The sequence below is a fragment of the Cryobacterium sp. Y29 genome (assembly GCF_002929825.1).
In the GTDB taxonomy this organism is placed as follows: domain Bacteria; phylum Actinomycetota; class Actinomycetes; order Actinomycetales; family Microbacteriaceae; genus Cryobacterium.
The window spans coordinates 197,873-210,933 of the sequence record NZ_PJJN01000031.1 but is presented as its reverse complement, the minus strand read 5'-3'; the positions used below and the strand labels follow the sequence as shown (position 1 = coordinate 210,933).

The 13,061-nt window shown below is 64.3% G+C and carries 12 protein-coding genes; 8 read left to right on the top strand and 4 right to left on the bottom strand.

From position 1 onward, the window contains the following. The first annotated feature begins 27 nt into the window (after positions 1 to 27). A complete protein-coding gene (locus CXY74_RS07910) occupies positions 28 to 780 on the top strand; it encodes a phosphoglyceromutase (RefSeq protein WP_104199926.1) in 753 nt (250 codons plus the stop codon). A gap of 208 nt (positions 781 to 988) precedes the next feature. On the opposite strand, the gene phoU is transcribed toward CXY74_RS07910, so the two are convergent. Continuing rightward, complete coding sequence (gene phoU / locus CXY74_RS07905; protein WP_104199925.1) at positions 989 to 1,645, bottom strand: phosphate signaling complex protein PhoU; 657 nt, start codon at positions 1,643 to 1,645, stop codon at positions 989 to 991. Positions 1,646 to 1,824: 179 nt separating this feature from the next. On the opposite strand from phoU, the gene CXY74_RS07900 reads away from it, so the two are divergent. Together CXY74_RS07900 and CXY74_RS07895 are read left to right on the top strand one after the other, a co-directional pair. Beyond that, on the top strand, positions 1,825 to 3,015 hold the full coding sequence (locus tag CXY74_RS07900) for a cell wall metabolism sensor histidine kinase WalK (RefSeq protein ID WP_104199924.1): 1,191 nt from the start codon (positions 1,825 to 1,827) through the stop codon (positions 3,013 to 3,015). Continuing rightward, the gene (locus tag CXY74_RS07895; RefSeq protein ID WP_104199923.1) at positions 3,012 to 3,695 is read left to right on the top strand and encodes a response regulator transcription factor; all 684 of its coding nucleotides are present in this window, start codon (positions 3,012 to 3,014) and stop codon (positions 3,693 to 3,695) included. Before CXY74_RS07900 ends, CXY74_RS07895 begins: the two co-directional genes overlap by 4 nt. A 61-nt stretch (positions 3,696 to 3,756) precedes the next feature. On the opposite strand, the gene CXY74_RS17705 is transcribed toward CXY74_RS07895, so the two are convergent. Beyond that, entirely contained in the window at positions 3,757 to 4,302 is a 546-nt protein-coding gene (locus CXY74_RS17705) for a DNA modification methylase (protein ID WP_199183169.1), read from the bottom strand. A gap of 177 nt (positions 4,303 to 4,479) precedes the next feature. Between CXY74_RS17705 and CXY74_RS07885 the strand changes: the two genes are divergently transcribed. From CXY74_RS07885 to CXY74_RS07865, 5 genes are all read left to right on the top strand, one after another. Continuing rightward, a complete protein-coding gene (locus CXY74_RS07885; protein WP_104192043.1) occupies positions 4,480 to 4,962 on the top strand; it encodes a CarD family transcriptional regulator in 483 nt (160 codons plus the stop codon). Between the two features lie 121 nt (positions 4,963 to 5,083). Then, positions 5,084 to 6,469: a 2-C-methyl-D-erythritol 4-phosphate cytidylyltransferase gene (gene ispD / locus CXY74_RS07880; protein ID WP_104199921.1), complete on the top strand. Its 1,386-nt coding sequence runs from the start codon at positions 5,084 to 5,086 to the stop codon at positions 6,467 to 6,469. Beyond that, positions 6,466 to 7,881, top strand: a complete 1,416-nt coding sequence (gene cysS, locus CXY74_RS07875; RefSeq protein ID WP_104199920.1) for a cysteine--tRNA ligase — start codon at positions 6,466 to 6,468, stop codon at positions 7,879 to 7,881. Before ispD ends, cysS begins: the two co-directional genes overlap by 4 nt. Beyond that, on the top strand, positions 7,881 to 9,011 hold the full coding sequence (gene rlmB / locus CXY74_RS07870; RefSeq protein ID WP_104196456.1) for a 23S rRNA (guanosine(2251)-2'-O)-methyltransferase RlmB: 1,131 nt from the start codon (positions 7,881 to 7,883) through the stop codon (positions 9,009 to 9,011). The genes cysS and rlmB overlap by 1 nt, the downstream gene beginning before the upstream one ends. Positions 9,012 to 9,219: 208 nt before the next feature. After that, positions 9,220 to 10,206, top strand: coding sequence for a type IV toxin-antitoxin system AbiEi family antitoxin domain-containing protein (locus CXY74_RS07865; RefSeq protein WP_104199919.1), 987 nt, complete (start codon positions 9,220 to 9,222; stop codon positions 10,204 to 10,206). Positions 10,207 to 10,378: 172 nt separating this feature from the next. Here CXY74_RS07865 and CXY74_RS07860 read toward each other — a convergent pair whose 3' ends face one another. Continuing rightward, positions 10,379 to 11,689: a DUF4032 domain-containing protein gene (locus tag CXY74_RS07860; RefSeq protein WP_104199918.1), complete on the bottom strand. Its 1,311-nt coding sequence runs from the start codon at positions 11,687 to 11,689 to the stop codon at positions 10,379 to 10,381. Between the two features lie 68 nt (positions 11,690 to 11,757). Next, a complete protein-coding gene (locus tag CXY74_RS07855) occupies positions 11,758 to 12,855 on the bottom strand; it encodes an ABC transporter ATP-binding protein (RefSeq protein WP_104199917.1) in 1,098 nt (365 codons plus the stop codon). Positions 12,856 to 13,061 lie beyond the last annotated feature (206 nt).

Here is a 13,061-nt window from a genome sequence, read left to right as displayed (position 1 = left end):
CACCCCGCCGCTCGATAGAGTGGGCACATGTCTGCCCCCTACACACTCGTCCTTCTCCGCCACGGCCAAAGCACCTGGAACCAGCAGAACCTGTTCACCGGCTGGGTGGACGTTCCCCTGAGCGAGCAGGGCACCAGCGAAGCCGCGCGCGCCGGCGCGCTGCTGAGGGATGCCGGCCTGCTGCCCGACGTGCTGCACACCAGCCTGCTCTCCCGCGCCATCCAGACCGCGAATCTCGCGCTCGACGAGGCCGGCCGCTCGTGGATCCCGGTGAGGCGTTCCTGGCGCCTCAATGAACGCCACTATGGCGGGCTGCAGGGCCTTGACAAGGCCGCGACCCAGGCAAAATTCGGCCAGGAGCAGTTCATGCTGTGGCGCCGCTCCTACGACACCCCACCGCCCGTGCTCGACGACTCGAGCGAGTTCTCGCAGGCGCACGATGTCCGCTACGCGGGCCTCGGCTCCGACCTACCCCGCACCGAGTGCCTCAAAGACGTCGTCGAGCGGATGCTGCCGTACTGGCACTCCGACATCGCGCCCGACCTGCTCGCGGGTAAAACCGTACTGGTCACCGCGCACGGCAACTCCCTGCGCGCCCTGGTCAAGCACCTCGACGGCATCAGCGACGCCGATATCGCCGAGCTGAACATCCCCACCGGAATTCCGCTCGTCTACCAGCTCGGCGAAGACCTCATGCCGCTCGCACCGGGGGAGTACCTCGACCCCGAAGCTGCTGCGGCCGGCGCGGCGGCCGTAGCCGCCCAGGGCAACACGAAGTAGCCTGCGCGCCCACGCGACAGGCCCGGTGCGCGCCGGTTCATTCTCATAACTCCTGCAAATTCTTCGACATCGCAGCACGTCCCCCGTGATTATGCGGTCGACACGCTGTCGGTGCAGAAATTGCAGGAGTTGTGCGCGCATGGCCGCAATGAACCCACAAAGAAAGGCCCCGGAAGCGGATGCTCCGGGGCCTTTCTTGATCAAGAATTCAGTCGCGGTCGTCCTGGTGCCAGGCGCCCGTGCCGAGGTACTGCACCTTTTTGGCGATGGAGACTGCGTGGTCAGCAAAACGTTCGTGGTACCGGCTGGCCAGGGTCGCGTCGACCGTGTCGGCGGCGAGTCCCTTCCAGGTTTCGCCGAGCACGGCGTCGAACACTTTCAGGTGTAGGGCGTCGACCTTGTCGTCTTCGTGGCGAATCTTGTCGGCGAGCTGCATGTCTTGGTTGGTGAGCAACTCGGTGAGCATGTTCGCGATGACCACGTCCAGGGCGCCCATCTCGGCGAAGGTGCCGCGCAGCCCCTTGGGGATGACCTTGTCGGGAAACCGGTACCGGGCCAGCTGGGCGATGTGGGTGGCGAGATCGCCCATCCGCTCGAGAGAGGCGCTGATGCGTAGGGCGCTGACCACGATGCGCAGGTCGCGGGCGACCGGCTGCTGGCGCGCGAGAATGGTGATGGCGAGTTCATCGAGTTCAACGGTGAGTTCGTCGATCTTCTCGTCTTCGGTGATGGCTTCCTCGGCCAGACTCACGTCGCTCTCATTGAAGGCGCGCGTTGCTTTGTCCATAGAAATCGCGACGAGCCGGGCGATATCGACGAGTCGGTGCTGAACTTCGGCGAGTTCCTGTTGGAATACATCGCGCATGGGGTGATCCTTCCGGCCGCGCGAACACGCACGATCTGTGTGACCAGCCTTGGCCACCACTTTATGGTGTCGAATTTAGGTTAACGGCAGGTGCCGCCCACTTGAACACTAACTAAAGTACAGGGTGCGGCGCAGGTGCGTTGCGAACAAGGGGCGGATACTGTCAGTAATCTGTAGAGATGGAATCGACGTGGTTGCTGTTGCTGTCGCTGGCACTCGGACTCGGTGTCGGCGCCGGTTTCGTGTCGCTCATACACGTCGCCGAGCGTCACGGCCGCCGCGCTGCGGATGTCGTCAACCCCGCTGTGCCCGACGGTATCGATCAGGTGCTCGACGCCCTCGAGACCGCTGGTGTCGTGCTCGACCCGTCGAACAACGTCATCAAGACCAGCCCGGGTGCTCTTACTTTGGGCTTGGTCTGGAACCAGCAGCTGGTGCACCCCGAACTGCTCGAACTCGCCCGTCGGGTGCGGCAGACCGGCGAACCGATCTCCGAAGACCTGGTGCTCTCCCGCGGACCGTTCGGCGACGCGAGCATGCGCTTTCGGGTGCGCCTGGCTCGACTCGGCACGCGCTACGTGCTCATGTTGGCTGAGGACCGCACCGAGGCCTTTCGCCTCGACGAGGTGCGCCGTGACTTCGTGGCTAATATCAGCCACGAACTGAAGACCCCCATCGCCTCGGTCGGTCTGCTCGCCGAGGCTCTCAACCAGGCAGCGGATGAACCGGAGCAGGTTCGCCGCTTTGCCAACCGGTTAACGACAGAGTCGGCGAGGCTCGGCCGCCTCACCCAGGAGATCATCGAGCTGTCCCGGCTGCAGGCGCAGGATGCCCTCGCGGAACCTGAGATTCTCCGTGTCGACGACATCGTCGCCGCAGCGGTCGATCAAAGTCGGGTCGTCGCCGAGGCCGAGCGCATCACGATCGTCATCGGCAAGAAGTCCGGGGCGCGGGTATTCGGTGACGAGGCTCTACTGACCGTCGCCGTGCACAACCTCGTCGCAAATGCGGTGAACTATTCCCTCGAGGGGTCGCGAGTCGGCGTCGGCGTGCGCCTGCAGAAGGGCATCGTCGAGATCACCGTTACCGACCAGGGAGTCGGCATCGCCGAGAGCGACCTCGACCGGGTGTTCGAACGCTTCTTTCGCGTCGACCAGGCTCGATCGCGGCATACCGGTGGGACAGGCCTCGGCCTGTCCATTGTCAAACACGTCGTGCAAAACCACGGCGGCGATATTCGCGTCTGGTCGCAGCCCGGCAGCGGATCCACTTTCACCATCCGCCTCCCGGAGGCGGCTACACCGATCATCGAACCACGCCCGAATAAACCGCGAACGGTCGCTCGTGCGACCGCAGGAGACACACTATGACACGCATTCTCTTAGTTGAAGACGAGAGCGCCCTGAGCGAACCGTTGAGTTTTCTGCTTGAACGCGAGGGCTATGAGGTCGTCGTCGCCGAAGACGGCCCGAGCGCGATCAGCGAGTTCGACCAGAACGGCACCGATCTCATTCTGCTCGATCTGATGCTGCCCGGCATCCCCGGCACCGAGGTGTGCCGTGAGATTCGAACCCGGTCGACCGTACCCATCATCATGCTCACCGCAAAAGATTCCGAGATTGACATCGTCGTTGGTCTCGAGCTCGGAGCTGACGACTACGTCACCAAGCCGTATTCAACCCGCGAACTGGTCGCCCGCATTCGTGCGGTGCTGCGTCGGCACGAGGATCAGAGTGCGGCTGACGTGGACACCATGCTCACGGCTGGCACCGTGAGCATGGACGTGGAACGGCACGCCGTGACGGTCTCCGGCGAGCTCGTGAACATGCCGTTGAAAGAGTTCGAATTGCTCGAGTTCCTGCTGCGAAACGCCGGTCGTGTGCTGACCCGCGGCCAGCTCATCGACCGAGTCTGGGGTACCGACTACTTTGGTGACACGAAAACGCTCGACGTGCACATCAAACGCATCCGCTCACGCATCGAGGCAGCCCCATCCGAGCCGGTCATGCTCGTCACCGTGCGCGGTCTCGGCTACCGGTTCGAAGCCTAGGGAGAAACGAGACAGGCCGCCGTCCCTGATGGATGGCGGCCTGTCTCGTGTGTTGCGCGCGTTACGCGGAAGGCGTGGCCGTGGGGGTCGGTGTCACGGTCGGTGCTGGCGTGGGGGTCGGTGTCACGGTCGGTGCTGGCGTGGGCAGAAGGGTCGAGTACTCGCTCTGGGCGCCGGAGAGAACGGGCAGCAACAGCTCAATACCGGTCTCTTCTCCGTACTGGAAGAACACCGGGAACAGCGAGCCGGGCTGGCTGGCCATGTTCTCCAGAACCACCGAGGGGGCGCCCTCTGTGCCGAACGTCACGGTCGTGTTGGCCTCAACCGGCACCTGCTGCGATACCTTACCGGTGCTCGACTCGTACTGCACGAGCAGAGTTTGCAGGGCGTCTGTGGGGTTCACGACGGAGACGACCAGATTGGCCAGTTCTCCGTCGGTCGAGATCAACATAGCGTTGCGAATGTGAATCTCGCCCACATCGCCACTGACGCCGTCACTCGCGTTGTAGGCGATCGAGGTGGCCGGGGGTGCGAAAAACCCGCACGCGCTCGTGCCCAACAGAATGCCAGCCGCCAATACAACGGATGCAGCGATGCGCGCTCTCACAAAACCTCCACTACTGAAGCAGCGTTCGGCGGTGGGCCGACGCTGCAGAATTCCCTGTGCTAATAGCTTAGCGGCGAGTTTGGGGGCGCGACTGTCGTCGACGTGCCTCGCGGGGGTGCGCGAACTCTAGCACCTCTCAGCTGTGGTAAACTCAAAGCCGCTGAAGGGATCACATCCATGCTGTTTGAGGTTGGCGAGACCGTCGTATATCCCCACCACGGCGCGGCGATGATCACCGAGGTGAAAACCCGCATCATCAAGGGTGAAGAAAAGCTCTACCTCAAGCTGAACGTCACCCAAGGGGACCTGACGATCGAAGTTCCCGCCGAGAACGTTGATCTCGTCGGCGTTCGCGATGTTATCGGTCAAGACGGCCTCGACAAGGTTTTTGAAGTGTTGCGGGCACCGTTTACCGAAGAGCCCACCAACTGGTCCCGCCGGTACAAGGCTAATCTTGAAAAGCTGGCCAGCGGCGATGTGATCAAGGTGTCCGAGGTGGTGCGCGACTTGTGGCGCCGCGACCAGGACCGCGGCCTGTCCGCCGGTGAAAAGCGGATGTTGGCCAAGGCCCGACAGATTCTGATCAGCGAGTTGGCCTTGGCCGAAAAAACCGACGAAGAGAAAGCATCCACCGTTCTCGACGAGGTCCTTGCTTCCTGAACTTCCGAGCCCAGCTCTATCACTGTGCTTCGTGAGAGGCGGCGCCGACAGGCGTCGCCTTTTTGCTTGCTTGTCCTGACCATGCTCTCCAGCCCGACCCCCGGATAGATACCCTCCAGATATGACTGATTCACCTGCACTAGCGGCTGCGCCCTCGGTTGCCGTCATCGTCGTGGCCGCCGGAAGTGGTTCCCGCCTCGGTCACGTCGAACCCAAAGCATTCGTTCTGCTGCAGATGCGCCCCCTCCTGGATCGTGCCTTGGATTCGATTTTCGCAATGCGTGAAGCGGTGCAGATCATTGTGGTTGCCCCCATCGACCGGCTGACGGATGCCCGACGCATCGCCGCTTCGGTCTCCGCCCGTCACGAGGCGCCCGACACGACTACCCCGCCAGCGCCCAGTCCCGCCGCCACGTCAACCGGTACCGCCGCGCCTCCTTCGCGCACGGTCACCATCATCGAAGGCGGGCGCACCCGGCAGGACTCGGTTGACCGGGGCATGAGTGCACTGATGCCGAGCATCGACATCGTGCTCGTGCACGACGCCGCGCGTGCGCTCACCCCCGCCGCCCTCTGTGACCAGGTCGTCGCTGCGGTGCGTTCCACAGGACACGGCATTATTCCGGGGCTGCCCCTGGTCGACACCATTAAGCGCATTGCTCATTCCGGCGCCATCCTCGGTACCGTCGATCGTTCTGAGCTCTCCGCGGTGCAGACCCCGCAGGGTTTTCCGCGCTCGATGCTTGCGAATGCCCACGCCCGGGCCGCGCAGAACGGCCGGTTCGAAGCCCACACCGACGATGCGGCCCTCGTCGCCGACGCCGGACTCCCGGTGAGCGTTATTGCCGGCCATCCACTCGCTTTCAAGATCACGACCCCCGAAGATCTCGAACGTGCCGAGGCTATCCTGCACGCGGTGACGGCGTCCCCGACGCCCGCCTGGCACCTTCCGCGCATCGGCACGGGCCTCGACGTGCACTCGTTCGCTACCGACGCCACGACGGAGCTCTGGCTGGCCGGGTTGTACTGGCCAGGGGAACGTGGTCTGAGCGGGCACAGCGACGGCGATGTCGTCGCGCACGCTATCTGTGATGCCATACTCGGCGCCGCCGGACTGGGGGATATCGGCAGCGTTTTCGGCACGGCCGACCCCCGGTTCACCGATGCACACGGCGAGATTTTCCTCACCGAAACCGTGCGCCTGGTCGCCGCCGCCGGTTATCTCATCGGCAATGTGTCCGTGCAGATTATCGGCAATCGCCCCAGGTTTTCGCCGCGTCGCGGCGAAGCAGAAACGCTACTCGCCGGCATCCTCCTGGCACCGGTCAATATTGCCGCGACGACGACCGACGCGCTCGGCTTCACCGGCCGCGGTGAAGGTGTGGCGGCGACGGCTACCGCGTTGCTCTACCCCGCACCTCGCACAGATCGATTCATTGGGCAGTCGGCCGCGCCTGCGCCCCTGCCCGAGCCGGGTCAGACCCCTGACCTAAACTGGGAGGCGTGACCATGCAACTGTACGATTCGAAGGCGCAGGCCTTGCGTGACTTCGTCCCCCTCGAAGCGGGCCAGGTCTCGATGTACGTGTGTGGACCCACCGTGCAGTCCAGCCCGCACATTGGTCATCTGCGCAGTGCCCTGGTCTACGACCAGCTTCGTCGCTGGCTCAGCTACCGCGGACTGAACGTCACGTTTGTGCGCAACGTCACCGACATCGATGACAAGATTTTGATCAACGCGAAAGGATCGAGCGAGCAGTGGTGGGCCCTCGCCTACCGTTATGAACTCGAGTTCACCGCCGGCTACCAGCGACTCGGCATTCTCGCCCCCACCTACGAGCCGCGGGCGACCGCGAGCATCACCGAGATGCAGACCCTCATCACTACCCTGATCAAGCGTGGTCACGCCTATGCCGCCCCCGATTCGTCGGGCGACGTCTACTTCGACAGTGCAAGCTGGGCCGCCTACGGCGCCCTCACCCACCAGTCGCCCGGCAATATGGAAGCGGCAACGGACGCCTCGCCCCGCGGCAAGAAAGACCCGCGCGACTTCGCCCTCTGGAAGGGTTCCAAGGCTGGCGACCCCGCCTCCGCCGCCTGGATCTCGCCGTGGGGGCAGGGCCGTCCGGGCTGGCACATTGAGTGCTCCGCTATGGCCGCCCGCTACCTCGGCGAGCACTTCGACATTCACGGCGGCGGCCTCGACCTGCGGTTTCCGCACCACGAGAACGAACTCGCGCAGTCCAACGCGGCCGGCAGCGACTTCGCGAACTACTGGGTGCACAACGGCCTGGTGAACGTGAACGGTCAGAAGATGTCGAAGTCGCTCGGCAACTCGGTGTTCGCAGCCGAACTGCTCAGCCAAGCCCGCGCCATCGTCGTGCGCTATTTTCTCGGCGCTGCCCACTACCGCTCCACCATCGACTACAACGACGGCTCCCTGGTCGAGGCTGAAGCTGCCCTCGAGCGCATCGAAAGTTTTCTCGACCGTGCCGACCGAAGGCTCGCCGGAACCCGGTTCGCCGGAACCGGCGTCGAGATCGTGCCGGATGACTTCGCCGCGGCCATGGACGACGACCTCGCCGTTCCCCAGGCGCTCGGCGTACTCCACGACACCGTGCGCGCCGGCAACGCTGCGCTGGATGCCGAAGACCTGCACGCTGCGGCATCCGCTCGCAGTGGAGTACTCGCGATGAGCGAAGTACTGGGAATCAACCCTTTGTCGCCCGGCTGGGCCGTGGCGACGGACGAACCGGCCATGGTGGCCCTGAGCGCGTTGGTCGAGCGACTGCTCGGCGACCGCAACCTCGCCAGGGAAAACCGCGACTACGCGGCCGCAGACCGAATCCGGGACGAACTCGTCGCCGCCGGAATCACCATCGAAGACACCCCGTCGGGTGCCCATTGGAGCTTTGACTGATGAAGAACTTAGACCGCAAATCGCGCACCGGATCGGTGCGCAAGGGCAGCCGCGGAGCCCAGGTCGGCTCCGGCGGCCAAGGGCGTCAGGCGCTCGAGGGTAAAAAGCCCACTCCCAAGGCCGAAGACCGTCCGTACCACCCCGCCGGTAAGCGCAAGGCGGCGGCCGAGCGGTTCACCGCGGCCGGCGGCTTCAACTCGCGCCCCGCAGCGGATGCGTCCGCCAACCGTGGCGGAGCGCGTGGCGGTACCCCTCGTGGCGGCGCCCGCGGCGCCTCGCAGGGTGCACCCCAGCGCGGCACGGGCAACACCGGCGGTGGCGGCTCCTCGACGCGTCGGGCCAAGCAGATCGACGAGCACGAGATTGTCACCGGTCGCAACTCGGTGCTCGAGGCACTGCGGGCGAAGATCCCCGCGCTGACGCTGTACATTGCCGCGCGCATCGAAATGGATGAACGGGTCAAAGAGGTGCTGCTCATGGCGACGAGCCGCAACATCCCCATCCTCGAGGTCATGCGCCCCGAACTCGACCGTCTCGCCGGTCGTGACGCCGTGCACCAGGGGCTCGCGCTCAAGGTTCCCGCCTATGAGTACGCGCACCCGATGGAGCTGCTCGAACTCACCATCAGCCGCGGCCACAAGCCGTTGTTCGTGGCCCTCGACGGCATCACAGACCCGCGCAACCTGGGCGCGATCATCCGCTCGACCGCTGCGTTCGGCGGGCACGGAATCATCGTGCCGCAGCGTCGCTCGGTCGGCGTGACCGCCTCGGCCTGGAAGACCAGCGCCGGAGCGGCCGCCCGCACCCCCGTTGCCATGGCGAGCAACCTCACCCAGACCCTGAAAGCGCTCAAAGCGCAGGGCGTGTTCGTGCTCGGTCTCGACGGCGACGGCGACGTGTCGCTGCCCGACCTCGGCACGGGCTTCGCCGAGCGCCCCGTCGTGATCGTCGTCGGCAGCGAGGGCAAGGGCCTGTCGCGCCTCGTCACCGAGACCTGCGACGCGATCGTCTCGATTCCCATCAGCGCCGCGACCGAGTCGCTCAACGCCGGAATCGCTGCCGGAGTCACCCTGTACGAGGTGGCGCGCCTGCGTGCCCAGATCAAGCAGGCAAAGGCCGCCAAGCAGTAGCCCCGTTCCTTCCCGGACGGGGCCCGGGCCCCGTCCACGGGCCCAGTTTATAAACTGGGCCCACGGTCATAAGGTGGGCCCGGCGACCATCGCGATTGACGGAACGTTCCCGACCGGTGCCCGCCCTCCACAGCAGATGTAGCTGTCCGCTTCCCACAGATCAGTCGACGTCACACCCTCCACGTCCTGAGCATGATGACAATTGGTCATGCTTGACATTCTGGATGTTTCAAGTGCCCATAACGACGGCCTGATTCTCGCCGAGTCCCTGTGGGCGGCGGGGCTGAACACGCGGGCCGTGCGCGCACTGCTTGCCAATGGTGAGCTGGTACGCATCCGTCGCGGAGTCTATGCCTTGGGGGACACCTGGCGCAGGGGCGAGAGCGACGACCAATATCGACTCTTCGTTCGTGCCACCGTGGTCACGGCCGAGGAACCGCTTCTCCTCTCCCATCATTCGGCGGCGGCACTTCACCATCTGCCCATCATCGGGCCTTGGCCCACAGTCGTGCACGCGATCAACAACGACGCGGCCGGGGGCAGCAGCGCCCGATTCACCACGAGCCATCGGAGCGTGGTCGAGCCGGAGCCGGTCACGATAAACGGATGCTCCGCTACCACCCTCACGCGCACCCTCATCGATGTGGCGGCAACCTCAAGCTTTCTCGTCGGCGTCACGATGATGGACCATGCCCTGCGCGTGGAGCAGGAGCGCGTGCAGCGGGAACGCCGGCAAAGCAGCATCAGCGCTCCGGCACTCTGCAAGGACGACCTCTACGCCGAACTGGCGATGGTGCATCCCAGACGCGGAGGCCAGAAGGTGCGTCGGGTGATAGATTTCGCGAATCCGCTGTCTGCCAATCCGGGCGAGTCGTTGAGCCGGGTGCGCATGGCCGAGTTGGGCTTCGAGATACCCGAACTTCAGGTGCGCTTCGTCGTGCAGGGCCGAGAGTACTGGGTCGATTTCTTCTGGCGCGGAGTGCGCAAAATCGGCGAATTCGACGGCAAAATCAAATACACCCGGGGAGCACTATTGGGCAACCGTCACCCGGGCGACGTGGTCGTCGCCGAGAAGAATCGAGAAGATCGCCTGCGTCCTGAAGTCACCAGCTTCGACCGCTGGGACTGGGACACGGCCTACTCTCCCCGCTTATTCTCCGAATTCCTGATTCAGCACGACGTTCCACGCGCCTAAACCTGCAGCGGTTGCGCCCCGCGCGTACCCTGAGCGGCGCGAATTTCCGTCGCTACCGCGCTGGGGCCCACCTTGTGACCCGGGGCCCAGTTTATAAACTGGGCCCGTGGACGGGGCCCGGGCCCCGTCCGAGAGGGAAGTACTGAACGGGCTCGGGAAGCGCCAGAGAAGGCTAGACCTTGAGCATCCAGTCATCGGCATCGTCGGGGTCAGCGGACGCGTCGTCGCCCAGCTGCATGCGAATCGGCAGGGTGATGGCTCCGGTGAGTGGGTCGATCACGGTCGCCTCGTCGCGGCGGTGGCGCAGTACGTCCTGCACGTACGAAGTCACGGCCTCGGCGAGCGGAATATCCCGCGACTGGTTTTGCGCCATGAACCAGCGGTGATCGAGCAACTGGTGAAACACCTCAGCCCGCTCGAGCTTGCCTCGCAACTCCTCGGGGATGGCGCGCACGACCGGTTCGAATACCCGCACCAGCCACTCGTGCGCGACCATTTCTTCGTCGGCTCCAGGGTCACCGTAGGCAGCCCGATAAGAGTCGAGGTCGTTCAGCAGACGGCGGGCCTGGTTCTCTTCCGCGTCGAGGCCGGTCAAGCGCAGCAGCCGGCGCTGATGGTGGCCAGCGTCGACGACTTTCGGCTGGATGCGCACGCTTGAACCCGTGCTGTCGGTCTTGATGGCGAGTTCCTCGATGTCGAAGCCGAGGTCGTTGAGACGTTCCACCCGTTGTGCAATTCGCCAGCGTTCGGAGTTGGAGAAGGACTCGGAGCCGGTGAGTTCCTGCCAGAGCAGCCGATAGGCCGCGACGATGCCGTTGCTGATGCGGACCGGGTCCAGCTCGTCGGCGACGCGACCGCCGGCTTCCAGATCCATCAGCTCGCCGGCGATGTTCACGCGGGCAATTTCGAGGTCGTTCTCGCGCTGACCGTTCGAGAGACCGCCCGAGTAAAGCTGTCCCGTTTCAGCATCGACGAGGTAGGCGGCGAAGGCGCCGGCGTCGCGACGAAACAGGGTATTCGAAAGCGAGACGTCGCCCCAGAAAAAACCGATCATGTGCAGGCGCACCAGGAGCACCGCGAGGGCATCGACCAGCCGGGTGGCGGTATCCGGGCGCAGTTCGTGCGAGTACAGCGCGCGATACGGGAGTGAGAACTTGAGATGACGGGTAACCAAAACCGAATTGAGCGGGTCGAGCGCGGCATCCGTTCTGTCGGTGATGACGGCTACCGGCTCGACGCAGGGAATTTCGAGGTTGGCCAGGGTGCGCAACATGTCGTATTCGCGCTTGGCCATCTCGCTCGTGGTCTCTTTGATGGCCACCACCCGTCCGCTCAAGTGAGCGAACCGCACGAGGTGGCGCGAGATACCCTTGGGCAGTGAGGCGATGTTCTCATTCGGCCAGGCGTCGAGGGGCAGCTGCCACGGCAAGTCGAGCAGGGCAGGATCGACCGTAGCCGACGTGATGTTGAGTGAACCGCTCATTAGTTGACCCTAACAAACAACAAACGGCTGGGGGGAGCGCACTCCCTCCAGCCGTTTTACGATACTGACTAGTCGGTGACGGCGCCGCCGAGGCGCAGGCCGCTTTCAGCGTCGAACACGTGCAGGTGGTTCGGCGTGGCAGTGAGGTACACCGTCTCACCGGCGTTCGGGTGCGAACGGCCGTCGACGCGCGCGACGATGTCGGTGCGCTTGCCCTCGATCGTGGAGTGACCGTAGAGGTAGCCGTCAGCGCCGAGCTCCTCAACCAGGTCGACCTCGATCTGCAGGCCGTCGCCGGCGGTGGACGACATTTGGATGTCCTCCGGGCGAATGCCAACGGTGACCTTCTTGCCGGTCGAGCTCGCGAGCGTCTCGCGCTGCACGGGAACGGTGGCCGTGCCGAACTTGATGCCGCCATCGACGGTGTCCGCGAGGAACAGGTTCATCGCAGGGCTGCCGATAAAACCGGCCACGAATACGTTCTGCGGCTTCGCGTACAGGTCGCGGGGCGAACCGACCTGCTGCAGAACGCCGTCCTTCAGGACCGCAATCCGGTCGCCCATGGTGAGAGCCTCGGTCTGGTCGTGGGTTACATAGACGGTGGTGACGCCGAGCCGACGCTGCAACGAAGCGATCTGGGTGCGCGTCTGCACGCGCAGTTTGGCGTCGAGGTTGGAGAGCGGCTCGTCCATCAAGAACACCTGCGGCTGACGAACGATCGCGCGGCCCATGGCAACGCGTTGACGCTGGCCGCCGGAGAGTGCCTTCGGCTTGCGGCTGAGGTACGGCTCCAGATCGAGCAGTTTGGCCGCTTCGAGCACGCGAGCGGCACGCTCATCTTTGTTGATGCCGGCGATCTTGAGCGCGAAACCCATGTTCTCGGCGACGGTCATGTGCGGGTAGAGCGCGTAGTTCTGGAAGACCATGGCGATATCGCGGTCTTTCGGGGGAACATCCGTTACATTACGCTCGCCGATGAAGATATTGCCGTCGTTGACCTCTTCGAGACCAGCGAGCATGCGCAGTGACGTGGACTTGCCACAGCCGGACGGGCCGACCAAGACCAGAAATTCGCCATCGGCGACTTGGAGGTCGAGCTGGTCAACAGCCGGCCTGGTGGACCCCGGGTAAAGCCGGGTTGCCTTGTCAAAGGTCACTGAAGCCATGATTATTTCTCCTTCACCGGCAGGAACGTGCCGGACGATCCGTTGTGAATAGGATTTGTGCTTCGTGTGCCATAGCACGCGTTTTGCTCAACATTACACGACGGATGCCCCCGCGCGGGTCCGCACCCCGTTTGGTCGATTCCCAGTCACTGGACCTACTATTTCAGAGGCGCCTTCACGCGCGCTACCTCTTCTGGAAAGCGATT